Below are 23,260 nucleotides of genomic sequence, written 5' to 3' on the forward strand. Positions count from 1 at the left end.
CGATCCGATTGCCTCGGCTCGGCTGCTCTAGTCTTTTGATTTAGCGCGTTTTCCAAGCAGGTGATTCCACCTGTTTGGAAAATGCTAGTGCCAGTCTGCGGCCTCCGCCTGTGCCTCCTGTGCAGCATTGGCGGGTGCGCCCTCAACCATCGCCTCGATCGTCGCCATGATACGCGGATCGGCGGATGCAGCCTGTCGATAATCACTCGCCCCGATACTACCGGGCACCAACTGCTCCAGCCGCCAATATTTGCCCCTCCGGCATGCTACGCCCGCCATCGCCGCGCTGTCGAAGCTACGGCACCAGTGGCCATCCTTGCGCCGGAAACTCAGGCCGATCTGCACTGCCCGCCCTTTTTGCGCGGAAGCCAGTTGGGTATCCAGCGCCGAGGCAATCACGCCCTGCGCCACCATATGTCCGCTCCGCAAAGCCACGCCATCGTCTTCGCCGCCAGAAAGACGTCCGATCGCCAGACCCACCAAAAGGCTGGCGGCGATCCCGCTACTGATGGCCCAGCCAGCCCAGCGTGCTGGCCGTGCCTGATCGCTTTTGGCCTCTGCGATCGGTACCACCCCCTCGGTCAGCATCGCCGCGAAGCGACCGGGCACATCCTCTTCCATGATCGGCGCGAAATGGCCCGCCAGCGTCTCGCGCAGTTGCTGATGCACCGCCACACGCGCCGCCAGTTCCGGATCGTCCGCCACGGCCAGGTCGACCCGCCGTCGATTGACCTCATCCAGTTCGCCATCGCACCAGGCGACCAGCATTTCCTCGCTGATCCTGTTCATGCCGCTTCCCCCATCATTGCGATCAGCGCCCCGCGCCCGCGCACCAGCCGCGATGTCAGCGTCCCCATCGGCACGCCCAGCACCTCTGCGGCATCTTTGTAGGACAGTCCCTCGACCAGAACGAGTGCAATGGCCTCGCGCTGCTCGTCGGGCAGCGCCTGCATCGCGCGATCGACATTGGACAGGGTCATCGCATCCTCTATCTGCCGGTCCCCGGCATAGCCAATAGCCTCCCCAGCGGCCTCGGGCGCAAAGGTCCGCGCTGATCGCTGCCGCGCCCGGCCCTCATCAATCCACAGGTTTCGCATGATCCGGTACATCCAGCTATCGAGTCGCGTTCCCGGCTGCCACTGTGCGCGAGATCGCAACGCGCGCTCCAACGTCGCCTGACACAGGTCGTCGCCATCGGCGATATCGCGCGACAGGCTGGCGGCGAACCGCCGCAGTCGCGGCACCAGTTCAAGCAGATCGCCTTCGAACGACATTGCTTCTCCATAAGATAGTCAGGGATTAAACGGCTATCCCCACACGTTTCATCCCAGGCGCTGGAAATAAACATCGCCAGCATCATTGTCTCAGGGTGATTTCGCTTTCGTAAGGACAGGGACGGGATGAAACAATGGGTATGATGAAAGGCCTCATAATGGTTATCGGCCTTGCCTTCCCGCTGTCCGTCGCAGCGCAATTGCTGCCCGGCACACCGCTTGGCGGCGCAACACAGGTCGTGCCGGATCTACTGGATAGGGTCGATCGCACGCTCGACCGTACCAACCTCGATCGCCTGTCTCCCTCCCGGCTTGCCGACCGGCTGCTGGCTGCGCGCTCAGCCCGCATCGCCGACCTGCTGCAACGGCATGGCGACGTGATTGAATTGGACGATCGCCGCCAGCCAGCCCGGCGCGGCGCCATCCTGCTGACCGGAGCGGATGCCGCTGCGCTCGATGCGCTGCGTGAGGCAGGCTATACGATCGAGCAGTCACGCATCGACGGCCTCGACCTGCTCGTAACCGGATTGACAGCGCCAAAGGGCAAGAGCCTGATCGCGGCGCTCCGCGAAATTCGCGCCCTCGCCCCGTCGGCACAAGCCAGCGCAGATAATCTATATTTTCCCAGCGGTGCGACGTCAGCGCAAACTGGAGGCACACTCGCGACCAGCACGGGTGCGGGCGGCCAGGCCATCGGCCTCATCGATGGCGGCGTGGCGGCGCATCCCACCCTCACCGCTCCAGTAGAGCAGCGGGGCTTTGCGCGTGGCGCACCCCGCGCCAGCGCCCACGGCACTACCGTCGCCTCGCTGATCAGCGGCACAGGGATAATCAAGGGCGCAGCCCCCGGCGCACCGTTGCTGGTCGCCGATGTCTATGGCAATGATCCGGCGGGCGGCGGCGCTTTCGCCATTGCCCGCGCACTGGGCTGGATGGCCGCGCGGCGCACTCCCGTTGTGACGGTCAGCCTTGTCGGCCCCGACAATCCGCTGCTCGCCGGTGCCATTCGGCTGGCGCGTGATCGGGGCGTCACCGTGGTCGCCGCCGTCGGCAATGACGGCCCTGCCGCGCCGCCCGCTTTCCCCGCCTCCTATCCCGGCGTGGTCGCCGTGACCGGGGTGGATGGCCGCAATCGACCCCTTCCTGAAGCGGGTAAGGCCGCGCATCTTGATTTTGCAGCACCGGGCGCGGACATGGATGCCGCGCGCGCCGATGGTGGCCGTGGCCCGGTGCGCGGCACATCCTTCGCCGCGCCGCTGGTGGCGGGACGTCTTGCGCGTGCAGGCAGCCTGTCGGCATTGGAGCGCGAGGCGCAGGATCTGGGCGACAAGGGCCGGGACGCGCGATTCGGCAATGGTCTCATCTGCGGAAATTGCAGAAATAGACGTTGAATATCATTGCAGTAGAGTATTTTTCGCGATCGATGGATTAAAGCCGATCACCCCACCGTTCTCCTTTCATCGGATCGAAACATAAAGGAGACGATCGATGAAAGCACAGTTTCTGCTCGCCGCGGCCTGCCTGATGGGCGCCGCGACCCTTCCTGCTCAGGCCCAGCTTCTTGGCGGCAGTGGAGGCCTTGGTGGTTCGCTCGGTGGTTCGCTGGGCGGCGCGACCGGTTCGCTCGGCGGCACGCTGGGCGGGTCTGGCATGGGCGGCCTCGACCGCAGCGTCGATACACGCAGCGGCCGTGCCAGCGCCGGTGGATCAGGATCGGGCGCGCTTGACGGGGCGCTGGGTGGCTCGGCCACGCGTGGCGAACGCAGCAGAACCGCCCGCGCTTCGGGGTCCGCTAGCGGCAGCGGCAGCGGCAATGTCGCGGTCGATACGCTGGGCACCGACGACGCCCGCAATACCGTGAGCGGCGTCCGCGACGACGCATCCAGCGCAGTCGGCAATGCCCGTGATCGGGTCGGCACCGCAGCCGCCAACACCCGTGACCGCGCAGGCAATATCGCTGGTGCGGCCCGCAACCGGGCGGGCAATGCTGCCGGGTCTGTCGCTGGTGCAGCCTCCAGCGCCACAGATGGAGCGGCCTCGGTCGGGGCTGGTGGACAGGTCAATGGGGGTGGACAAGTCGGCGCGGATCGTACCACCGGCACAAGCGGTGATACGCCCAGCTCAGGTCAGGCGGACGATTGACCCCCGCTGGCGTGCGCTGCTTCAAGGGCATGTTCCACCCCTGACGCATCACGCTACCGCCTGACCGAAAAGGCCGGCGATCCGATGGGATCGCCGGCCTTTTCACGCCTTGGGTCTCATACAAATTGCCGGTCAGGCGACCTGTGTTTCAAGTTCGACAATTTCGTCCGGATCACGCAGCACATAGCCACGACCCCAGACCGTCTCGATATAATTGTCGCCGCTGCACGCCAGCGCCAGTTTCTTGCGCAGCTTGCAGATGAAGACGTCGATGATTTTCAGTTCCGGCTCGTCCATCCCGCCATAAAGGTGGTTCAGGAACATTTCCTTGGTCAGCGTCGTGCCCTTGCGGAGCGACAACAGCTCCAGCATCGCATATTCCTTGCCGGTCAGGTGAACGCGATTGCTATCCACTTCCACCGTCTTGGCGTCCAGATTGACCGCCAGCTTCCCGGTGCGGATGACCGACTGGCTATGGCCCTTGGACCGACGGACAACCGCATGGATGCGGGCAACCAGTTCGTCGCGATGGAACGGCTTGGTCACATAATCGTCCGCACCAAAGCCGAAGGAGCGGACCTTGCTGTCCATCTCCGACACGCCCGACAGGATCAGGACCGGCGTCTGCACCTTGGCGGCGCGCAGCTTTTTCAGCACGTCATAGCCGTGCATGTCCGGCAGATTCAGGTCGAGGCAGATGATGTCGTAATCATACAACTTACCCAGATCGAGGCCTTCCTCGCCCAGATCCGTCGTATAGACGTTGAAGCCTTCGGTCGTGAGCATAAGCTCGATCGCCTTGGCGGTGGTCGGTTCGTCCTCAATCAGCAGCACGCGCATGTGAAGCCCCTTTGCGTCGCAGGTCCGTTCACCCCACCAGAACGGCATCCGCATCAATTCATTAACCAAAAAACTTCTGAACGCAAAAGGTTAATTTTTCGCTAACCCGCAGGATTCCGCGAGTCGCGCAAAAACGAATCTGTTTACAAAGGGTTGAAGCCGAAATGATCGCTGGCGAGTCAATATTCGTTCGTTCCCGAAACGACAGCTTTGCAAGGCTCAGCGAATGCATGGCCTTCGACGCTCAAAATCGCCTCAGCACCCGTGTCGTGTCGTCAGAAAGTCCAGCAGCGCTTCGACCCTTGCCGGCCGTAACCGCGAGGGCGGCGTCACCAGATGCAACCCCATCGCAGGGGGGCGCCAGTCGACCAGTATCTCCTCCAGCTCGCCGCGCGCCATCGCCTCGCCGACGATGAAGTCCGGCAGCATGGCGATGCCAACACCGCTCGTCAGCGCAGGCAGCATCGCCTCGCCACTGTTGACGGTGATCCGTGGGCGAACCTGCACCGCCACCGTCTGTTGCCCCGGCCCCGCAAAGCGCCAGGTGTCGGGCGTCGCCGCATTGGCGTAACATAGGCAATCATGGTTCCCCAGGTCCGATGGGTGGGTCGGGCGCCCCCGCTCGGCCAGATAGCCGGGCGAAGCGACGATATGTATCTGCACGTCCGCCAGCTTCCTCGCCCGCAATGAACTGTCGGGCATGTCGGCAATCCGCAATGTCGCATCCAGCCCCAGTTCGATGATGTCGATCCGGGCGTCGGACAGATGCAGGTCGACATCCACGCCGGGGTGCAGCTTGACAAACTGCGCGATCAACGGCGCAACGCGGATCAGCCCAAAGGTCATCGGCGCTCCCAATCGGACCGTCCCCACCAGTTCATCGGTTTCGTCCCGCGCCGCTTCTTCGGCCGCTTGCCCCTCAGCCATGATCCGCGCGGCATTGTCGGCCAGCCTCTTCCCGCTCTCGGTCAGGGTCAGCCGTCGGCTGGTGCGGCTGAACAGGCTGGTGTCCAGATGCTGTTCCAGCCGTGTCACAGCCTTCGACACGGTGGCCTTGGACACGCTCAGCGCCTTGGCGGCGTCGGTGAAGCTGCGGTGCTCGACCACGGCGGCGAACATCGCCCAGGCCTCAAAATCAGGAAGTCGCATGGTATGGAAACAATCCGTTTCGATGCTGCTTGTTCAAGAAACGATCCTGATCGCTAGATTAGTGGAAAGCAAGCCGGTTCGTCCGGCACATCACAGGACAAGAAAGGACAGCAAGATGACGACGATCGTTCAAAACCGCATCGACCGCCGCCCCTTCGCATCGCTCGGCCATGCCGATCATGGCTGGCTCAACGCCCGCCACCATTTCTCCTTCGCGGACTATCATGATCCCGCCCGCATGGGCTGGGGCGCGATCCGGGTGTGGAATGATGACGAGATCGGGCCGCGTTCCGGCTTCCCGCCGCACCCCCATGCCGACATGGAGATCATCACCTATGTCCGCACCGGGGCGATCACGCATCAGGACAGCCTGGGTAACAAGGGCCGCACGCAAGCAGGCGATGTGCAGGTGATGAGCGCGGGCACCGGCATTCGCCACGCAGAGTATAATCTGGAGGATGAGACAACCACCCTCTTCCAGATATGGATACATCCTCGTGCGCGTGGCGGCAACCCAAGCTGGGGCACCCGCCCCTTTCCAAAGGATGACCGCTCGGACACGCTGGCCGTACTGGCCAGCGGCTATGATGAGGATCGGGAAGCGCTGCGTATCCGCGCCGACGCCCGCTTGCTGGGCGGCACGATAAGGGCCGGGACCAGCATCACCTATGACAGCGATGAAGGTCGCCACCTCTATCTGGTGCCCGCCACAGGTCGGGTAGAGATTGATGGCCAGACGTTCGAAGCCCGCGATGGCGCCGCCATATTGGGCGGTCAGCCCATCACCATAACCGCGATCGAGGACAGCGAAATCGTCCTGGTCGACAGCGAATAAGGCGCACCTCCCAGGACTTCACCGTCCGCGCCTTGCCGCCCGCGCCTCTCCCCCCTCCCCAGCGCGGGCGGCCCCCATTTCTTACCCTTCATCTTCAAGGAGACATCACATGGCCAAGGTTCTGGTTCTCTATTACTCGTCCTACGGACATATCGAAACGATGGCCCACGCCATCGCCGAAGGCGCCCGCTCGGCAGGCGCAACCGTTGACGTCAAGCGCGTGCCCGAAACCGCCCCGCTGGAGGTCGCCAAGAACGCGCATTTCAAGCTGGATCAGGAAGCCCCCATCGCCACCGTCAACGACCTGGCCGACTATGACGCGATCATCATCGGCACCGGCACGCGCTTTGGCCGCATGTCCAGCCAGATGGCGGCCTTTCTCGATCAGGCGGGTGGCCTGTGGGCGCGCGGCGCCCTGAACGGCAAGATTGGCGGCGCCTTCACATCGACCGCCAGCCAGCATGGCGGCCAGGAAACCACGCTCTTCTCGATCATCACCAACCTGCTGCATTTCGGCATGACCATCGTCGGCCTCGACTATGGTCACGCGGGTCAGATGGGCGTTGATGAAGTGCGCGGCGGCGCGCCCTATGGCGCGACCACGCTGGCCGATAGCGATGGCAGCCGTCAACCGGCCGGGCACGAACTGGATGGCGCGCGCTATCAGGGCCGCCGCGTCGCCGAAGTCGCAATTAAGGTGCACGGAGAATAAGGCCTACGGATAATTCAGGGCCATGTCGTCATGACATGGTAGCCTGCCGAGCCAACGGGTCGCACCTTCGGCTCTGCAAGGCGGCGGGGTCGGCGCACCATCTGTCTGCGCCGACCCCGTTTTCTGGCCGTGCTACAGCAGCAATCTCGCGGCCAGCTTCGATTTTCGGATTGCATGATAAGCCGCAAATGGCCCCGCAAGGCCCAGTAGCATCAGCATCGGCTTGCCCAGAAAGGGCGAGAGATAGTGGATGACGGCCACATGCAGATACATGATGACCAGCGATGCCCGGCCCAGCGCGCCCAGCACTGAGGCGTGCGGCGCGATGGCGACGGACAGGCGAAAGATCAGCAGCGATGTCGCGATGGCTGCGGCGATCGACAGGATTGACCAGCCATAATAGGCCGCTTTCATGTTGAGCGCCGGGACCATCCCGCTCAGCCCCGCCCATGCCAACAGTCCCAGCGGCACAATCATCCACCCGCGCCACTGAACACCGCGCCAGACCGCGCCCACCCAGAGCAGGAAAAGCGCCATCGGCACCGCGATCAGCCCAAACGGCCCTTCGCTGGTCCACGCCCCCACCGCATAGGCGAGCGCCAGCGACAGCAAGCCAATTGCGACCTGCGGCAACGCCCGTGGATCGGGCCACCGCGCCGCCACCATGTTGTGAATTATGCGCCCAACCATCAGGCACGGCACGAACCAGAAGGTCGTGTACGGCCCCCGCAGCGCCGACCCGCCATAAGCCAGCACGGCGAAATCAGCAGGCCAGTCGTGAAAAATCGGGCGATGCCCCCGCATCGGCTCGATGATCTGATCGATCAACACCAACATCCCCAGAAACAGGATATAGGGCTGCATCTGGCCGACAAGCTGCCGCATCGTGAAGCGCCCCACTGGCTGGGGGCGGCACAGCATCCCCGACAGCAGGAAGAATAGCGGCATGTGAAAGCTGTAGGCCGCATCGCGCAGAGGACCGCGCGTCCACACATGCCCGGCGACCACGGCCAGGATGCCGATCCCGCGCGCGACATCGACCCAATCCAGCCGCGTCGCCTGCCAGTTGATGCTGCCCCTTCCGCCCATGGACGTCAGGCCCTATAGCAGCCACGCGCCGCGTCAATCGCGCGCCTCCCTCTTTCGACTGGATTCCCTTTTGGCTCTGCTCTCCGACCTTGTTCTTTTTCTGGATGGGGAAGCCATCATTCTCGACAAGCCTGCGGGCCTGCCGGTTGACGCGCCGCGCGATGGGACGATGAGTCTGGAGAACCACCTCGCCTCGCTGACCTTCGGTTTCCAGCGCTGGCCGCTGGCGGTCCATCGCCTTGACCGCGACACCAGCGGCTGCCTGCTGCTCGCCCGCAATCCCAAGGCGCACAAGCGCTTCGCCGCAGCATTCGAGACGGGGACCGTCGCCAAACGCTATGTCGCGGTGATCGAGGGCGTACCCGAAGGCGACAGCGGCACAATCGCCATGCCGCTCAAGAAAATCAGCAGTGCAGAAGAGGGCTGGCGGATGGTCCCCGACGATCGGGGCAAGCCCGCCTCCACCGACTGGGTTAAGGTCGCCGAGCATGAAGGCCGCGCCCTCATCGCCTTCACCCCGCAAACCGGCCGCACCCACCAGATCCGCGTTCATGCCCTGCATGGGCTGGGCTTCGCCATCGTCGGCGATCCGGTCTATGGTCAGAGCGGCGCGGACATGCTCCTGCACAGCCGCTTCCTGTCGATCCCGCGCGGGTCCAAGCCCCCGGCAGAGGCCACCGCGCCGCTGCCCGCGACCTTCGGGCGGGCAGGCTTTACCCAGGACATGCTGGATAGTGCTGGACTCTGAGCGTCCATGGTCGCCATACCCATCACCCGCTCCATCTCGATCGATAGCGACGAAATCACCGAGTCCTTCACCCGTTCGACCGGGGCGGGCGGCCAGCATGTAAACACGACCGACAGCGCCGTTCTGTTGCGCTTCGATGTGGCCGCCTCACCCAATCTGCCCGAGGCGGTAAAATATCGGCTCGCGGATCTGGCCGGTTCGCGCATGACGCGCGATGGCGTCCTGCTTCTGCGCAGCGAAGGCTCGCGATCGCAATTGCTCAATCGTCAGGAGGTGCGCGATCGCCTCTTCGCGCTCATTCGGGAAGCTACGATCGTCCCCAAAAAGCGTCGCCCGACCAAGCCGACCAAGGCGTCGCAAAAACGGCGTGTCGATGGCAAGGTAAAGCGCGCAGCAGTCAAGGCCGGGCGCGGGAAGGTGCGGGAGTGAACGGGTAGGGCTGGTCGGCGACGAGCGGCAGCTAGGCAAAGATGCACGCGCCTCCTATATCTCGCCCTATGTTTGACTTTGCCCCGACCGACACCGCCGCGCTCGATAAGGACGTGCTCCACGCAGACCTGCTTTCCGCCGCTGATGCAATCACGGCAGGGGAACCGGATGCCGTGGCCAACATGGCCAATATCGCGGCGCTGATCTGGCAATTCCTGCCGGATCTCAATTGGGCGGGGTTTTACCGCATGGTCGATGGCGAACTGGTGCTGGGACCGTTTCAGGGCAAGGCGGCCTGCATCCGCATCCCCCTGGGGCGCGGCGTTTGCGGCACCGCTGCGGCGACACGCGAAACCCAACTGGTCGCGGATGTCCACGCTTTCCCCGGCCATATCGCCTGCGACGCGGCCTCCGCGTCGGAGATCGTCGTGCCGATCGTGCATGAGGACGAACTGGTTGGCGTCCTTGACCTCGACAGCCCGATCCCGGCGCGTTTCGACTCGCTTGACGCGCGGGGTCTTGAGACGCTTTGCGCGCGCATCGCATCGCGGATAGCCGCCGCGCGTTAACCATATCGGCCGCGCAAGCACCGGCAATCGCACCCCTTTCTGACCCGTTTCGGGACGAAACGTGGCGCGCAGATGCGTGGAAAGCCGCGCAACCCCATGCTAAAAATCCCGTTAAATATCGCTTCGATCATCGCCGCTAGCCACACGGCCCGACGCGACACGAACAGGGAGTGTTAACCATGCGGACCCGGACATCATTGCTGATCGGTGCAACCATCCTGATCGCTGGACTCAGCGCATCGGCGGCGGCCTCGGCCGAGACGGCCGGCGCGGGCGGACAACGGGCAAGCGCCGGACGGCCCGGCCCTCACCCCGGCGCGACGAATGCCAACCGATGGGGACCGCGTCAAAATGGTCGCTGGTATGCGGGCTGGCGCGCGCCGGGCGGCTGGAACGCCTATCGTCGCCCTGTCTATGGCTATGTGCTGCCGCGCTATTGGGTGCAGCCACGCTATTATATCCCCAACTATTCGGCCTATGGCTTCCCGACGCCTGCCGCGGGTTATGGCTGGTCGCGCTATTATGATGATGCGGTGATGACCGACCGCTATGGCCGGGTGTACGACACGCGCAGCAATGTCGACTGGGATCGCTATGATGGCGGCTATGCAGACGATGGGGACTATCGCGACAGCCGGCGCGATCGGCGGGACAACGGTGTCGGCGGCGCGGCGATCGGCGCAGTCGTCGGCGGTGTTGCCGGTAACCGTATCGCCGGACGCGGCAACCGCACGGCGGGCACCCTGATCGGTGCAGGCGCAGGTGCCGTCGCTGGCGCGGTCATCGACAAGGCCGAAGATGGTGATCGGCGCGCGCCTCCGCCACGCCGCGACGGCTACAGCTATGGCGCGGGCCGCGATTATGCCTATGCCGATGATGGCGTGACCTATGGCGGCGATTATCAGGGCCGCTGGGCCGGCACCTGGCACGGTGCAGACGGTACGACCTACACCGGTGAATATGAAGGCGAATATCGCGGCACGGCCCACGGCGTGACCTATGATGCGCCTGCCTATGAAGGCCGGTCGCATTGGTCGAATCAGGGCGTACCGGCGCTTGCCGCAGGGGGCTATGTCGCCAATGGCTGGTATTATCCCGCGCCAACCCTCACCACTGTCACGGTGCAGCCCGTAATGCAGACCACCACCACCACAAGCTATGTGACCGAAACGGTACGCGCCGCGCGCCCGGCCATCCGGCGCAAGGTTCGCCGCTGCAACTGCAAATAAGCGGCTGTTGCCGGGGCGTATCCACGCCCCGGCAACTTGCCACACTTTTGCGCGTTCCTGCCGTCAGTCAGACAGGAGCACAGCCATGATCCATCACGTCTCGATAGGCACCAATGACATCGCGCGGGCGCGCGCCTTCTACGATCCGCTCATGGCGCTGCTGGGCTTTCGCTCACTCAGCAACCATGCGGCATCCTGCGACTATGGGATCGCTGAAATCCAGTTCAGCGTCGAAACCCCGGTCGATGGTCGCCCTGCAAGCGCAGGCAATGGCGTCCATATCTGTTTCCAGGCGCTCGATCGGTCGATGGTCAGAGAATTTCATCGCCTGGCCCTCGCCCATGGCGGGACGGATGCCGGAGAGCCGGGCATCCGGGCGCAATATGATGCGCATTATTATGGCGCCTTCGCACTGGACCCGGATGGCAACAAGATAGAGGCTGTGACGTTCGCGGCCGAATAAAGCCCGACCGGGGAGGTCTATTTTCGGAACATCCCGCTCAGTTCGATCGGCAATGGCGGCTCGTCCCGCAGGACGGTGGCGACATCGCGAATAGCCTCGGCCTGCTCATCGGGATCGAACCGGACCCAGCCGCTGCGGCCCAGCTTTTCCAGCGGGCGATAACGGATCTTATACTGCATTCGCGCCGACCCATCGACCCAATAGCCCAGATAGACATAGGGTAGCCCCGCCGCTTCCGCGCGCAGGATATGGTCCATGATGATGAAATTGCCCAGGCCCGGACGAGTTGGATGATCGCTGTCAAAAAAACTGTAGATCATCGACAATCCATCGCTCTGCCGATCGGTCAGACATGCGCCTACCAGCTTGCCCACACGCCCGTCGATACCCGGCTCACGATATTCGATGACCTGGCTTTCGACCGGGGTCTGCTCGACCATGTCGGCGAAATCCATCTCGTCCATCTCGGTCATGCCGCCACCGGGATGACGCGACTGGAGATAGCGCTGAAGCAGCGCGAACTGCTCCTCGGTCGACCAGGGTTTGCAGGCGGTGACGATCAGGTCGCTATTGCGGCGGATGAGCTTGCGCTGGGTCGCGTTGGGCTTGAACTCGCCCGCAACCACGCGAACCGAAACGCAGGCTGAACAGTCCGCGCAACTCGGTCGATAGGCGACATTCTGGCTCCGGCGAAAACCGATGCGGCCCAGCGCGTCGTTCAGTTCCGACGCATTGTCGCCGCTCAACTCCGTGAAAACCTTCCGCTCGCTCCTGCCCGGCAGATAGGGGCATGGGCTGGGGTTGGTGACGAAGAAGCGCGGAAAGCGGAAGGGTGCACTCATCCTCTTCCTCCTGTCCCATGCTGTCGGTCATCGCGATTCATGAGCTGAATATGCAGCCCCAACGGGTCCATGAAAAGCCCATTTACCATGAAAGCCGGACAAGCCGTGCCGGTACCCCGCATCAGGCCGATTCGATCAGCGACGACTCATAGCCAGCCTCGACCAAAGCATGCAGCAGCCGATCCAGATGGGCGCGATCGCGCGTCTCGCACTCGATCTCCGCCACCAGTCCCTTGGCAGGCAAGGAGGTGAAGACGCGCTGATGATAGACTTCAATGATATTGACCTGCTGCTCGTCGAACAGCCGGGCCACCTGGAATAGCGATCCCGGACGATCCTGCAAACGGATGCGAAGGCGCGCCAGCCGTCCCGACCGTGCCAGATCGCGCAGCAGCACATTGGCCAGCAGCCGTGTGTCGATATTGCCGCCGGTCAGGACCAGGCCGACCGTCCGCCCCTCAAACTGCTCGCGATAGGTCAGCAACGCGGCAAGGCCAGCGGCGCCAGCGCCCTCAACCACCGTCTTCTCGATCTGGAGCAGCAGGCTGACCGCCTCCTCCAGCCGCCGCTCCGTGACCAGCAATATGTCGTCGGCCATCCGATCGACAAAGCGCCGGGTCAACGCGCCCGGTTCCTTGACGGCAATGCCCTCGGCCAGCGTGTCGCCGTCGCACGGCAGATTTTCGCCCTTGATGAGATCGTACATCGACGGATAGAGTTCCGCCTGCACACCGATCAGGCGGATGTCGGGCTTCATCGCCCGCGCGGACGTTGCCATGCCAGAGAAAAGCCCGCCGCCACCGATCGGGATGACCAGCGTGTCGATCTCGGGCGCATCCTCCAGCATTTCGAGCGCGACAGTACCCTGCCCCGCCATGATGTCCGGCTCATCGAAGGGATGGATGAAGGTCAGGCCCCGCTCCACCTCCAGCACGCGTGCATGGGCATAGGCGTCATCGAACTTTTCGCCATATTGGACGACCGTTGCGTCATGACCTTCGGTCTGCATCACCTTAACGGTCGGGGTGGTGGTGGGCATCACGATGGTGACGGGCACGCCCAGCCGCTTGCCATGATAGGCCAGCCCCTGTGCATGATTGCCGGCCGATGCGGCGATCACGCCCTTGGCCCGCGCCGCCTCGTCCAGTTGCAGCAAGCGGTTGAGCGCCCCGCGCTCCTTGTAAGCTGCCGTGAATTGCAAATTCTCGAACTTCAGGAACACCTTGCAACCCAGCATGTTCGAAAAAGTCTGGCTGATCAGCGTCGGCGTATGCACGATCGATCCGGCAATACGCACCCGCGCCGCAAGGATGTCGTCGACGGATATGGGCAGCGGCAGCGCGCCCTCGATCTTGGCTAGCGTGTTCATGGGTCGCCCCTAACGTAAAAAGGCTCGGGAAGAAACTGGCACTTGACCGGAACTGGCTGTATCGCCGTGGCTTCAACGAAATTTCGATGCAGGACAAGCGCAGGACAGATGGCACATATCGCGTTTATCGGCCTTGGCACCATGGGCGGCCCGATCGCCGGGCATCTGGCAAAGGCCGGACATGACCTTACCGTCTACAATCGCTCGATCGGCAAGACGAAAAGCTGGGCAGAGGCCTATGGCGGCACCGTGGCGACCAGCCCCGTCAAAGCGGCAGAGGGCGCGGACGTCGTCATCAGCTGCGTCGGCACCGATGACGATCTTTCCTCCATCACGCTGGGCCGCGATGGCGCATTTCGGGCGATGAAACCGGGCAGCCTGTTCATCGACCACACCACCGTATCTGCCCGCATCGCCCGACAACTGTTCGTCGAAGGCGAAAGCCGCGGCATCCACAGCGTCGACGCCCCCGTTTCCGGCGGTCAGGCCGGCGCGCAGAACGGCAAGCTGTCGATCATGTGTGGCGGTAGCGAACCAGCGGTCGCGGCGGCCCGCATCGTCATGCAGGCCTATGCCGCCCGCATCGTCCATGTCGGCAGCGCGGGCGCAGGCCAGACGACCAAGATGGTGAACCAGATCTGCATCGCGGGCGTGGTTCAAGGCCTGGCCGAAGCCATGCGCTTCGCCCAGGCCGCCGACCTCGACCTCGACGCCGTGTTCGAGGCGATCTCCGGCGGCGCGGCGCAAAGCTGGCAGATGGACCATCGCTGGAAGACGATGGCGCAGGACAGCTTCGATTTCGGCTTCGCGGTCGACTGGATGCGCAAGGATCTGGGGCTGGCGCTGGATGAGGCGCGCTCCAACGGCGCGACCCTGCCGATGGCCGCGCAGGTCGACCAATTTTATGCCGACGTGCAGGCAATGGACGGCGGACGGCAGGATACCAGCGCGCTGGTGCGCCGGATCACCCGCGCATGAAGATCGCTCTGCTGGCGGCAACGGCAATACTCGCTTTTGCCTCCCCCGCTTTTGCCAAGGGGCTAGTCGACAATGTCAACGGCATTACCGTCGACCAGACCGGCAAGCTCATTCATTTCGACGCCATCCTGATCGACGATGAGGGCAAGGTCGAGAAACTGATACAGGGCAAGGTCGAGGAACCCGCACCGCCCCGCAAAAAGCGCAAAAAGGGCGAGCAGGAATTCCCGGCCTACAGTTTCCGTCTCGATGGCAAGGGGCGGACGCTGATCCCCGGCCTGATCGACGCGCACGGCCATGTCATGGGCCTTGGCCTCAGCCTCATCACCCTCGACCTCTCGCAGACCAGATCACTGGCTGAGGCGCAGGCGAAGATCCGCGCCTATGCGCAGGACAATAGCGGCCGCAAATGGATCATAGGCACCGGCTGGAATCAGGAATCCTGGGGCCTTGGCCGCTTCCCGACCGCCGCCGAACTGGATGCCGCCGTGAGCGACATCCCGGTCTGGCTAGAGCGGGTGGACGGCCATGCGGGCTGGGCCAACAGCGCAGCGATGAAGGCAGCAGGCATCAGCGCTACAGCCAAAGCTCCCGCAGGTGGCCGCATCGAAGTGACCGGGGGCAAGCCATCGGGCATATTCGTCGATCAGGCGATGTCGCTCATCAAGAAAGTCGTTCCCCCGCCCGCGCCCAAGGATCGCGACATCGCCTTTGAAAAGGCGCAGCGCCTTCTGCTGGCGACCGGAATCACCGGCATCGCCGACATGGGCACGAGCATCGACGACTGGCAGGCGTTTCGCCGCTCCGCCGACCGGGGAGCGTTGCGTATCCGCATCATGGCCTATGCGGCGGGCGTCGATCAGATGGTGACGATCGCCGGGCCTGCGCCGACGCCGTGGCTCTATGACGACCGGCTGCGCCTTGGCGGGGTCAAGCTGGTGCTCGACGGGGCGCTCGGTTCGCGCGGCGCTTGGCTGAAGGCCGACTATGCCGACGCGCCGGGGCAAAAGGGACTGTCGATGATCGGCACCACCCAGCTTCGCAACTGGATGAGCCGCGCAGCGATGGACGATTTTCAGATTGCGGTTCACGCGATCGGCGACGCCGCCAATGGCGAACTGCTCGACGCCATCACGGAACTGTCGGAAACCTACAAGGGCGACCGGCGCTGGCGGATCGAACATGCCCAGGTCGTTGATCCCGCCGACCTGCCCCGTTTTGGACAGAACAGCATCATCGCCTCCATGCAACCCGTCCATGAAGCCTCCGACTGGAAGATGGCGGGCGCACGCATGGGCGAAGCGCGGCTGAAGGGCGCCTATGCCTGGAAATCGATGCTCGACAATCGCGTACCCTTGGCCTTTGGGTCGGACGTGCCGGTGGAAAGCCCCAATCCCTTTGCCGGAATAGCGGTCGCCATGAGTCGCGAGGATGGTTCGGGCCAGCCCGTCGGCGGCTGGATGCCGGAACAACGCGTCAGCTTTCAGGCGGCGCTCGACGGCTTTTCCCGTCAGGCCGCCTATGCCGGGTTCGCCGAACAGCGCTTCGGCAATCTGGCGCCGGGACAGCGGGCCGATTTCCTGCTGATCGACCGTGACGTCTCGCTCGCCCAGCCCGCCGAAATCCGCGCGACCCAGGTTCTGGAAACATGGATCAGCGGCAAACGGGTTTACGTCAAGGAGTAGCAGGCACTGGCCTGTCACCGCAGCGCAACCGATCCATCCGCCGACGCAACGCATCGGTGGCACCATAGTGCCAGCGGGCGAGCGGTACACCAATGGGACGGAATTCCGTGCGATCGAACAGAGCGACAGCATAGGTTTCGCACAATGCATCAATCTGGCCGAGCGTCAGCATCCCCAGATTCATGACGATCGGTCGACCCGGCACCCCATCCTGTCCACGCACCAGATCGGTGACGAACAGCCCGCCACGCGGATCGACCAGCACGACATCCGCCGTGGACGCCTGGATCATCCGATGCCCCCGCGCATAGGGCGCGACGAACTCATAGGTACGCCACACAAGCAGACCCGTCGTCAGCACGGCGATGGCCGACGCGATGACGACGGGACGCAGCGACGTCCGCCGCATCCGCAGCCAGCCATAGCCCGCCAGCAGGCAAAGCGGCCCGATAAATCCATGAGCGTAGCGATAACCCCAGCCATAGCCCTGCGCCAGCGCCAGCCCACAACCCGCGATCACGCCCATCGCCAGCGGCAGCGCGATTGCACGCCCGCGCACCGCAGCCCGCCAGTCGATCGCGGCGATACCCAGCAGCGCCAGCGGCAGCAGCAACAGATTGTTCCAGGCAATCAGCCGCGTGATATTGACCAGCGGCTGCCACTTGCCGCCCAGTCGCCCGAACAGGCTGCCCACCTTGTCCGCCACGCCCGCGCTCGGCCGGACATCGGCAGGTGGCCCCAATTCGTGCAACAGCAGGCCCGGCCACAATCTGGCCCAGACAATCACGATCGCGGCCAGCACAAATATGTGGAAAGCCGCTGCTCCCCAACGCCGCCCCAACAGCATCCAGAGAATGAAAGGCGCGATGAAGATCGGCGGGAAATGCCATTGATGCAGCCCCGCCGCCGCCAGCGCCACGACAGCAGCCCCCAGATGCCCGGCCCAGCCACCCCGCAACACCAGCGCCAGCCAGATCATGTTGAGCGCGAAATGCCCCGTCATCGCATAGGGGGTCATGGCCGTGACCCAAAGCTGGGTCGAGGTGAAGCCGAGCAACAGCACCACCCACACCGCGTCGGGCCGGTCGGGGAACAGTCGCAACGCCGCGCGCCACAACGCCGCAAGACCCGCCACCAGCAGCGCCGCACCTGCCATATTGGGATCGCCCAATCGCCAGAACACCGCCTGGATCGCGCTGTTCACCGGCAGATAGGCCGCCGTCCAATAGGCCTGCGCGCCGAAGGGAGAGAAGAATTCGGGCATGATCGCCCGCCGATAGGGCACCCATTCCGGCGGGATCGGCCGTGCGATCATCCCTTCGCGCAGATAGGCAGCGGCAAAGCGTGCCACCTCCTCGTCGCGCGAAATCGCATAATCCTGAAACAAGATATAATGCCCTGCCCAGGCGGACAAGCCCAGCAACAGGATGATTGGCACCACAATCCGCGCGGTCGGCGGCGGTACACCCGGCCCCTCCCCCTGCGTCAGTGGCGCCAACAACGCCAGCGCCAACACCCCCACCAGCAGCACCGGGAAATCCTGATCCAGAAACAGGGTCACTGGCAGGCTCACGCCCTTGGCATAGGTCACATGCCACAGGAAACTCGCACCGACCCACAGCGTCAGCCCGATCGCCGCGCCCAGAAACAGGCGTGCAGGGTCAATACTGCGGTCGCTGGTCATCAGGACATGCGGGCCAGCAGCGCCCGATTGACGAAAATGCCGTCCATTTCGACCAGCAGCGGAAAATGCCCCTTATTGTTGGCAAAGAAGGCCGAGGGTGCAAAGCCGCGCCCGTCCAGCCATTCGATCATCGCCCGATAGGCGGTCCCACCCTCATAGATTGGGCGAACAGCCAGTTCCGTCTGCAAGCCCGTCAGGTCAGCCAGCATCTCGCCCGCCCCCTCGCACACCGACAGGTCATGTCCCTGCGTGTCCATCTTCAGGAAGGGGCGGATGAAGCCATGCGCGGCACGCAATTCCGGCAGCAGGCCCGACAGGCGGCGGCACTGCATCTCCACCTGCCGCGTCACCTTGTTACGATCGGTAAAGATGGGGTCGAGTTCCGCTGCCGGGCGCTCCAGCGAACTAAACTGTTCTGCCGCCATGATGTTGAACTGCGCGGTGCCGTCGAAATCGGACAGCGCCATGTTGAAGACATGCCAGCGCCGGTCGCCCGCCGCGCGGCGTTCCAGTATCGAAAAGGCTTCCGGATTCGGCTCGAACGACAGGATCGTGCCGCCAAAGCCGACATCGCGGCGCAGCGTGGTTGCATATTGCCCCTGGTTCGCACCGACGTCGATCACGCAGTCGATGGCAAAGCCGGTCAGGAACATCCGCAGCGCCAATATTTCTGGATATTGATGTATCTGCCCGCGAAGCGACAGGCGTACCGCCAGCCAGCGGTTCCGCAATTCGCGCACGTAGCGCTGGCGCTGCCCGCTCACAGGGCCTGTCCCATAACCGAGCGATAGATCGCCGCCGTTCGCAATGCCATGTCCTTCCAGTCGCCCATCGTCTCGCCATAGGCGCTTGCCCGCGCTCCGGCCGCCTGCCTGATGGCCGCGCTTTCGATCAGCGGCAAGAGGGCTTGGGCAAGCGCGGATACATTTCCAACCGGTACCCGCGCGGCAACGCCATCGGGCAGTGCAGCGAACATCCCTGCATCCGACGCCACCATCGCCTTGCCATAGTGGAGCGCCGACAAAAACGCGCCGCTGGAATCGATATGCCGATAGGGAAAGACCAATATGTCAGCTTTCTGCAAATGCGCGTCCAGCCGCTGCTCGCGCAGGAAACCCAGGTCCAGAACCAACCGCTCGCCAAAACCAGCCTGCCTTACGCGCTCGATCAGCGACGCGATGTCCATGAAGGGCTTGCCCGCCATCGCCAGTTCAAACCGCTGCCCTCCGCGCCACAGCGACAGGCAGGCCTCCACCAGCAGATCGACGCCTTTATAGGGCCGGATCGTCCCGAAGAAGAGTAATCGGGGCAGCAGCGGGTCCGGCACCGCTGCCAGATCATCGGGCGTGGCATTGGCAAGCCGCATCGGCGGGTGCGGCAATATATGAATGCGCGCCCGATCCACGCCCCGCGCCTCCAGCGCCGCCCGGGTCGTCTCACCATGCACGATCAACGCGTCGAACCGATCAAGCAGCGCGCGATAGCCCGCCCCCTGCACCCCGGCATCGGCATGATAGGCCTCTGCATTATGCACCGTATGCACCAGCGGCACCCGCCCCGCCAACCGCCGCAGCAGCATCCGGTCAGCAGGCGCAAGGGGAAGCCACTGCACATGAACGACATTCGCGTCCGCCATGCCCCGCACTGACCCGGCGAGGCAGGTCGCGCCATATTCGACCGCCTTGGCGACGCGAAAGCCCCGCCCTTCGCCCAGTACTCCCCGCAACCGCTCGCTCCAGCGGAAAAAGCGCGGATCATAGGTATAGGCCGCAGGCGCGATGGCATCGGTATCCCGCATAGGTCGGGCGAGCAGGGTCACCTCCAGCCCCGCCTGCGTCAGCCCCCCGCATAGGCCGTCATCATAGCGCCCGGTAAAGAGCGAGGGGTCGATCATCGCGACCTTCATGGCTGCCCGACCTTCATGCCTGAACCGTCCGCGCCAGCCGATAAAGCGACCAGCCATGCAGCGCCGCCGTCCCAACCAGCGTCAGGGCATAAAAAGCCAGGAAAGCGTCGTCGAACCGAACGCCCCCCACCATCAGCGCCAGCGGCACACTGGCCAGCGAGCCAGCCAGAAACGGAACCGACCGCCCCAGCAGATACCGGAAACGTCCCAGCGCACCCTGAATATAGACCGACACGCAGATGACTGCGAGCGCCGCCAAGCCCAAGCACACCAGCGCGACCTCGCCCAGCCCAATCGCGGCCTTATGGTCGAACAATTCGGCAAACAGCAACTGCCCGAACAGCAGCAACGCGACGCTCATCAACAGGGCGGCAACAGCCCCTGCCCCCAGCGCGCGGCGGATGATCTGGCGGAACCGTGTTCCGTCGTCCGCATGATAGGCGCGGGTGATGCGCGGCAAGGCGGCCTCCACCATCGCCCGCACCAGCATCGACAAGGCCCGCGTCATCTTGAACAGGAAGTCAAAGACCAGCATCGGCCGTGCGTCGCCGGTCGCCAGCGCTATGGTGAAATAGGGCGCATTATAGGCAACGATCTCCGACACGGTGAAGGCCGCCGACGCACCGATGTCGCCCAGATAATGCCGCCGCACATGCCCGCCTCCGGCGCGAAAGGCCAGCCAGTGCGCCCCTTGCATCTTCAACCGCCGATGCAGCAGCGCGATCGCATAACCGATGACAAGGATGCTGACCGCCAGTTGCAGCGCGACCGAAAGCCGCACGTCCAGCCCCGCCAGCACGCCAAGCAACAGCGTGATCGTCACCAGCCGCCGCCCACAGTCGAGCAATTCCCAGACCAGATTGCCATCGATCGCCGCCAGCGCCCGCTTGGCAAGCAGCGCGGGCAGATTGAGGCAAGCGGACAGGAAAAACAGCAGAAAGAGCAGCGGCATTGCCGTTCCCAACCACCCCAGCGCCATTGCGCCCAGCAGCAGCGCCGTCGCCCCGACAATCAGACCGGAGAGGAGAAGGAAGATCAGGCCCATTTCCTCCAGCCGGAAACCGCCATCGGTCCCGCTCGAATCCTGCCCCAACCCCAAATCTTGCCCCAACCAATGCCGCCGCAACCGCGCATAGATGATGCTGGTCAGGCCGAACTCGGCGGAAATGGTGAAGTTGCCAAAGGCGACGAGCAACAGGAACGCCTGAAACTCCGCCAGCGGCAGCACCCGCACGAAAACATAGGTGACGGCAAAACCCCAGATCAGGACCAGCCCGACATTGGCGAGCTTGACCAGCGCGATCACCCGCGCCGACTGTTCAAGTCGGGTCAGGATATTGCCTGCCCCCTTTTCGATCACGCGGCGACCACGCCCAGCGGTTTGCGGGCGCGGAACAGCCGGTCGTCCAGCGCAAAGCGATGGCGCAGCGCCGGGGCTACCGATGCCGCGTCAATCTCTTCCAGATCGAACCCCGCGGCCCGGATGCGGTCGGCGAAATCGGGACCATATTGGCGCACATGATCCCACTGGCCAAAGCGCCGCTCACGCTCACGCGGGGACATGGCATAGCTACCATCCTCGGTCGGCTTGCTCCACAACGGCACGATCAGCCAGGCTTCCCCGCCGGGCTTGAGCGCGCGCAGGATGTTGGCGAGCACCATCGCGTCATCAGGCACATGCTCCATCACATGGCTGGCATAGAAAAGGTCGAACCGTCCCTCGTCAGCCAGCGCCATCAGGTCGACGCGGGTCATCCCCGGCACGGAATAAATGTCCGGAAACAGATCGGCGGGTACATATTCCCCGGCGGACGCAGCATAGCGCCGTACCAGACTGCCCTCATTGGGCGCCATGTGCAGGATCGCGCCCCCTTGCGGCAGGGTCAGCGTCCCTTGCTCGATCAGGAAGTTCATCAGCCGTTCGCGCGGGGACGCGCCGCATGTCGGGCACCCCCATTCGCCATTATCGCCATAGCGAAAGAAGCCCACCACCGCGCCGCCGCAAGCCGGACAGGCGCGCGTCGCCCGCGCGCCCAGCGCGGCGCGTACCCGTAAACCCAAGCGGGTCAGATGCTTGCCGGCGGCCTTGGCCACCCGCTGAAAGGTAATCACGTCGCTCTCCGCCGTCGGCTTTGGGGCAATCGCCGGGCTATACAGGATGCAATGGCTTTTGCCAGCGGGGTCAACGGGATTTGGCGGGTTGCCACACCGCAAAGGTCCGCCCTGTCATCGCCTGAGCCACTCCCTGCACTGTCGCGGCATAGGCGATCAGCACATCGACCATTGCCGCCAACGGCCCCCGCCGCACCCGCGCGGCTATCCAGAGAAGCACCACGCCACACAGGCACAGCGCCAGACAAAGCCAGGGCGATATGCGCCAGGCCAAAGCCGCAGCCGCCAGCACACCCAGACACAGGAACACTCCGCCAAACCAGCGTATGATCTTGCGCGAGGCATATTTGAACCGGTCGATCGCCGCCATCTGCCTCAGTTGCGGGCGCAAATGGCCATGCGTATGCCAGGCACGCGCCGCGATCCGCACCTTGCGCCGATACTCGTCCCCCCGCGCCGCTACCAGCCGCTCACGCGCGATGACGTTCTTCGCCTTGACCAGCCGCTTGCCGGCAAAGATCACCGCCATCGACACGGTCAGGTCGTCCAGCACCGTGTCCGGAAAATCGGGATACAGGCTCCGCCGGATCGAAAAGATCGACCCATCTGCTCCCAGCACATTGCCGGTTCGCGATTCTTCATCCTTCAACCGCTCCTCGATCCGCCAGTAGAGCGATCCGACGGAGGCAGTCGCGCTATCGCCCTCACCCAGATAGTGGAGCGATCCCAATACGCCGCCGACATCGGGGTCGGCATAGCGCGCCAGCAGATTATCGATCGCGTCCATGTCCAACAGCACATTGGCGTCGGTGAAGATCAGCACATCGCCCCGCGCCCGCGCCGCCAGTTGCTTCATGCCATGCGCCTTGCCGCTGCGCCCCGGCCCGCGCAGCAGGGTGACGAGGGGAGCCATAGCGGCAATCTGCGCCGCCGTGTCGTCCGCCGACCCGTCATCGAACGCCATAATCTCCAGATCGGGATACCGCAGCTTCAACGCCGCCACATTGACGAGCTTTTCGGGCATCGCCGCCCCCTCATTATAGGCGCAGAACAGCAGCGAGGCAGTGGGATGCGCGCCACCGGCCGGCCGTTCGGCGCGCGTCAGCAAAAGGCGTAGGATGAACGGATAGACGACAAAGGGCCAGACGACCGCCAGCATCGACAGCAGCAGCACCGCGCACAGGATCATGTCGATCGCCACCATC

24 protein-coding genes are annotated in these 23,260 nt (G+C 64.0%); 11 read left to right on the forward strand and 13 right to left on the reverse strand.

Annotated elements, in window-relative coordinates; translation table 11 throughout:
* Window positions 1-84: 84 nt before the first annotated feature.
* Window positions 85-789, reverse strand: coding sequence for an anti-sigma factor family protein (locus tag WFR25_RS16460; RefSeq protein WP_336972340.1), 705 nt, complete (start codon window positions 787-789; stop codon window positions 85-87).
* Window positions 786-1,274 (reverse strand): sigma-70 family RNA polymerase sigma factor, encoded by a 489-nt coding sequence (locus WFR25_RS16465; RefSeq protein ID WP_336972342.1) that lies wholly within the window; start codon window positions 1,272-1,274, stop codon window positions 786-788. The genes WFR25_RS16460 and WFR25_RS16465 overlap by 4 nt, the downstream gene beginning before the upstream one ends.
* 134 nt (window positions 1,275-1,408) lie before the next feature.
* Here WFR25_RS16465 and WFR25_RS16470 point away from each other — a divergent pair, with 134 nt between their 5' ends.
* The gene (locus tag WFR25_RS16470; protein WP_336972344.1) at window positions 1,409-2,665 is read left to right on the forward strand and encodes a S8 family serine peptidase; all 1,257 of its coding nucleotides are present in this window, start codon (window positions 1,409-1,411) and stop codon (window positions 2,663-2,665) included.
* Between the two features lie 97 nt (window positions 2,666-2,762).
* Window positions 2,763-3,416 (forward strand): hypothetical protein, encoded by a 654-nt coding sequence (locus WFR25_RS16475; protein ID WP_336972345.1) that lies wholly within the window; start codon window positions 2,763-2,765, stop codon window positions 3,414-3,416.
* Between the two features lie 132 nt (window positions 3,417-3,548).
* Here the strand turns inward: WFR25_RS16475 and ctrA are convergent, their stop codons facing one another.
* Both ctrA and WFR25_RS16485 read right to left on the reverse strand, forming a co-directional pair.
* A complete protein-coding gene (gene ctrA, locus WFR25_RS16480; RefSeq protein WP_336974920.1) occupies window positions 3,549-4,256 on the reverse strand; it encodes a response regulator transcription factor CtrA in 708 nt (235 codons plus the stop codon).
* 255 nt (window positions 4,257-4,511) lie between these two features.
* Window positions 4,512-5,405, reverse strand: a complete 894-nt coding sequence (locus tag WFR25_RS16485; RefSeq protein ID WP_336972347.1) for a LysR family transcriptional regulator — start codon at window positions 5,403-5,405, stop codon at window positions 4,512-4,514.
* Between the two features lie 115 nt (window positions 5,406-5,520).
* Here WFR25_RS16485 and WFR25_RS16490 point away from each other — a divergent pair, with 115 nt between their 5' ends.
* The gene (locus WFR25_RS16490; RefSeq protein ID WP_336972349.1) at window positions 5,521-6,240 is read left to right on the forward strand and encodes a pirin family protein; all 720 of its coding nucleotides are present in this window, start codon (window positions 5,521-5,523) and stop codon (window positions 6,238-6,240) included.
* Window positions 6,241-6,349: 109 nt separating this feature from the next.
* Entirely contained in the window at window positions 6,350-6,952 is a 603-nt protein-coding gene (gene wrbA, locus WFR25_RS16495) for an NAD(P)H:quinone oxidoreductase (protein ID WP_336972351.1), read from the forward strand.
* Window positions 6,953-7,084: 132 nt separating this feature from the next.
* Here the strand turns inward: wrbA and WFR25_RS16500 are convergent, their stop codons facing one another.
* Window positions 7,085-8,041 (reverse strand): acyltransferase family protein, encoded by a 957-nt coding sequence (locus WFR25_RS16500; RefSeq protein WP_336972353.1) that lies wholly within the window; start codon window positions 8,039-8,041, stop codon window positions 7,085-7,087.
* Between the two features lie 70 nt (window positions 8,042-8,111).
* Between WFR25_RS16500 and WFR25_RS16505 the strand changes: the two genes are divergently transcribed.
* From WFR25_RS16505 to WFR25_RS16525, 5 genes are all read left to right on the forward strand, one after another.
* The gene (locus tag WFR25_RS16505; protein ID WP_336972355.1) at window positions 8,112-8,789 is read left to right on the forward strand and encodes an RluA family pseudouridine synthase; all 678 of its coding nucleotides are present in this window, start codon (window positions 8,112-8,114) and stop codon (window positions 8,787-8,789) included.
* Window positions 8,790-8,795: 6 nt separating this feature from the next.
* Entirely contained in the window at window positions 8,796-9,218 is a 423-nt protein-coding gene (arfB, locus tag WFR25_RS16510; RefSeq protein WP_336972357.1) for an alternative ribosome rescue aminoacyl-tRNA hydrolase ArfB, read from the forward strand.
* A gap of 68 nt (window positions 9,219-9,286) precedes the next feature.
* Window positions 9,287-9,787 (forward strand): GAF domain-containing protein, encoded by a 501-nt coding sequence (locus WFR25_RS16515; RefSeq protein WP_336972359.1) that lies wholly within the window; start codon window positions 9,287-9,289, stop codon window positions 9,785-9,787.
* A 179-nt stretch (window positions 9,788-9,966) separates the two neighbouring features.
* Complete coding sequence (locus WFR25_RS16520) at window positions 9,967-11,016, forward strand: RcnB family protein (RefSeq protein WP_336972360.1); 1,050 nt, start codon at window positions 9,967-9,969, stop codon at window positions 11,014-11,016.
* Window positions 11,017-11,101: 85 nt separating this feature from the next.
* Window positions 11,102-11,479 carry a VOC family protein gene (locus tag WFR25_RS16525; protein WP_336972361.1) on the forward strand — a complete coding sequence of 126 codons (378 nt, stop codon included), beginning with the start codon at window positions 11,102-11,104 and terminating at the stop codon, window positions 11,477-11,479.
* A 17-nt stretch (window positions 11,480-11,496) separates the two neighbouring features.
* On the opposite strand, the gene WFR25_RS16530 is transcribed toward WFR25_RS16525, so the two are convergent.
* Both WFR25_RS16530 and WFR25_RS16535 read right to left on the reverse strand, forming a co-directional pair.
* Window positions 11,497-12,321 carry an arginyltransferase gene (locus WFR25_RS16530; protein ID WP_336972362.1) on the reverse strand — a complete coding sequence of 275 codons (825 nt, stop codon included), beginning with the start codon at window positions 12,319-12,321 and terminating at the stop codon, window positions 11,497-11,499.
* A 121-nt stretch (window positions 12,322-12,442) separates the two neighbouring features.
* A complete protein-coding gene (locus WFR25_RS16535; protein WP_336972364.1) occupies window positions 12,443-13,690 on the reverse strand; it encodes a threonine ammonia-lyase in 1,248 nt (415 codons plus the stop codon).
* A 108-nt stretch (window positions 13,691-13,798) separates the two neighbouring features.
* On the opposite strand from WFR25_RS16535, the gene WFR25_RS16540 reads away from it, so the two are divergent.
* The gene (locus tag WFR25_RS16540; RefSeq protein WP_336972367.1) at window positions 13,799-14,668 is read left to right on the forward strand and encodes an NAD(P)-dependent oxidoreductase; all 870 of its coding nucleotides are present in this window, start codon (window positions 13,799-13,801) and stop codon (window positions 14,666-14,668) included.
* Entirely contained in the window at window positions 14,665-16,353 is a 1,689-nt protein-coding gene (locus WFR25_RS16545; RefSeq protein ID WP_336972369.1) for an amidohydrolase, read from the forward strand. The genes WFR25_RS16540 and WFR25_RS16545 overlap by 4 nt, the downstream gene beginning before the upstream one ends.
* On the opposite strand, the gene WFR25_RS16550 is transcribed toward WFR25_RS16545, so the two are convergent.
* The 6 genes from WFR25_RS16550 to WFR25_RS16575 form a co-directional block, all read right to left on the reverse strand.
* Window positions 16,343-18,037, reverse strand: coding sequence for an MFS transporter (locus WFR25_RS16550; protein WP_336972370.1), 1,695 nt, complete (start codon window positions 18,035-18,037; stop codon window positions 16,343-16,345). The two genes, WFR25_RS16545 and WFR25_RS16550, sit on opposite strands and share 11 nt — an antisense overlap.
* Entirely contained in the window at window positions 18,037-18,801 is a 765-nt protein-coding gene (locus tag WFR25_RS16555) for an FkbM family methyltransferase (protein WP_336972371.1), read from the reverse strand. Before WFR25_RS16555 ends, WFR25_RS16550 begins: the two co-directional genes overlap by 1 nt.
* The gene (locus tag WFR25_RS16560; RefSeq protein WP_336974921.1) at window positions 18,798-19,943 is read right to left on the reverse strand and encodes a glycosyltransferase; all 1,146 of its coding nucleotides are present in this window, start codon (window positions 19,941-19,943) and stop codon (window positions 18,798-18,800) included. The genes WFR25_RS16555 and WFR25_RS16560 overlap by 4 nt, the downstream gene beginning before the upstream one ends.
* 13 nt (window positions 19,944-19,956) lie before the next feature.
* Window positions 19,957-21,303 carry a hypothetical protein gene (locus WFR25_RS16565; RefSeq protein ID WP_336972372.1) on the reverse strand — a complete coding sequence of 449 codons (1,347 nt, stop codon included), beginning with the start codon at window positions 21,301-21,303 and terminating at the stop codon, window positions 19,957-19,959.
* A complete protein-coding gene (locus WFR25_RS16570; RefSeq protein ID WP_336972375.1) occupies window positions 21,300-22,055 on the reverse strand; it encodes a class I SAM-dependent methyltransferase in 756 nt (251 codons plus the stop codon). The genes WFR25_RS16565 and WFR25_RS16570 overlap by 4 nt, the downstream gene beginning before the upstream one ends.
* Before the next feature lie 70 nt (window positions 22,056-22,125).
* Window positions 22,126-23,259 (reverse strand): glycosyltransferase, encoded by a 1,134-nt coding sequence (locus WFR25_RS16575; protein WP_336972377.1) that lies wholly within the window; start codon window positions 23,257-23,259, stop codon window positions 22,126-22,128.
* Window position 23,260: the final 1 nt, after the last annotated feature.

This window comes from Sphingobium aromaticiconvertens (genome assembly GCF_037154075.1).
Taxonomy (GTDB): Bacteria; Pseudomonadota; Alphaproteobacteria; order Sphingomonadales; family Sphingomonadaceae; genus Sphingobium; species Sphingobium aromaticiconvertens.

What these genes read in the sequence shown, in the direction of transcription:
- WFR25_RS16460 (WP_336972340.1), bottom strand. Translation starts at nt 789, where the DNA reads ATGAACAGGATCAGCGAGGAAATGCTGGTCGCCTGGTGCGATGGCGAA.
- WFR25_RS16465 (WP_336972342.1), bottom strand. Translation starts at nt 1,274, where the DNA reads ATGTCGTTCGAAGGCGATCTGCTTGAACTGGTGCCGCGACTGCGGCGG.
- WFR25_RS16470 (WP_336972344.1), top strand. Translation starts at nt 1,409, where the DNA reads ATGGGTATGATGAAAGGCCTCATAATGGTTATCGGCCTTGCCTTCCCG.
- WFR25_RS16475 (WP_336972345.1), top strand. Translation starts at nt 2,763, where the DNA reads ATGAAAGCACAGTTTCTGCTCGCCGCGGCCTGCCTGATGGGCGCCGCG.
- ctrA (WP_336974920.1), bottom strand. Translation starts at nt 4,256, where the DNA reads ATGCGCGTGCTGCTGATTGAGGACGAACCGACCACCGCCAAGGCGATC.
- WFR25_RS16485 (WP_336972347.1), bottom strand. Translation starts at nt 5,405, where the DNA reads ATGCGACTTCCTGATTTTGAGGCCTGGGCGATGTTCGCCGCCGTGGTC.
- WFR25_RS16490 (WP_336972349.1), top strand. Translation starts at nt 5,521, where the DNA reads ATGACGACGATCGTTCAAAACCGCATCGACCGCCGCCCCTTCGCATCG.
- wrbA (WP_336972351.1), top strand. Translation starts at nt 6,350, where the DNA reads ATGGCCAAGGTTCTGGTTCTCTATTACTCGTCCTACGGACATATCGAA.
- WFR25_RS16500 (WP_336972353.1), bottom strand. Translation starts at nt 8,041, where the DNA reads ATGGGCGGAAGGGGCAGCATCAACTGGCAGGCGACGCGGCTGGATTGG.
- arfB (WP_336972357.1), top strand. Translation starts at nt 8,796, where the DNA reads ATGGTCGCCATACCCATCACCCGCTCCATCTCGATCGATAGCGACGAA.
- WFR25_RS16515 (WP_336972359.1), top strand. Translation starts at nt 9,287, where the DNA reads ATGTTTGACTTTGCCCCGACCGACACCGCCGCGCTCGATAAGGACGTG.
- WFR25_RS16520 (WP_336972360.1), top strand. Translation starts at nt 9,967, where the DNA reads ATGCGGACCCGGACATCATTGCTGATCGGTGCAACCATCCTGATCGCT.
- WFR25_RS16525 (WP_336972361.1), top strand. Translation starts at nt 11,102, where the DNA reads ATGATCCATCACGTCTCGATAGGCACCAATGACATCGCGCGGGCGCGC.
- WFR25_RS16530 (WP_336972362.1), bottom strand. Translation starts at nt 12,321, where the DNA reads ATGAGTGCACCCTTCCGCTTTCCGCGCTTCTTCGTCACCAACCCCAGC.
- WFR25_RS16535 (WP_336972364.1), bottom strand. Translation starts at nt 13,690, where the DNA reads ATGAACACGCTAGCCAAGATCGAGGGCGCGCTGCCGCTGCCCATATCC.
- WFR25_RS16540 (WP_336972367.1), top strand. Translation starts at nt 13,799, where the DNA reads ATGGCACATATCGCGTTTATCGGCCTTGGCACCATGGGCGGCCCGATC.
- WFR25_RS16545 (WP_336972369.1), top strand. Translation starts at nt 14,665, where the DNA reads ATGAAGATCGCTCTGCTGGCGGCAACGGCAATACTCGCTTTTGCCTCC.
- WFR25_RS16550 (WP_336972370.1), bottom strand. Translation starts at nt 18,037, where the DNA reads ATGACCAGCGACCGCAGTATTGACCCTGCACGCCTGTTTCTGGGCGCG.
- WFR25_RS16560 (WP_336974921.1), bottom strand. Translation starts at nt 19,943, where the DNA reads ATGAAGGTCGCGATGATCGACCCCTCGCTCTTTACCGGGCGCTATGAT.
- WFR25_RS16575 (WP_336972377.1), bottom strand. Translation starts at nt 23,259, where the DNA reads ATGGTGGCGATCGACATGATCCTGTGCGCGGTGCTGCTGCTGTCGATG.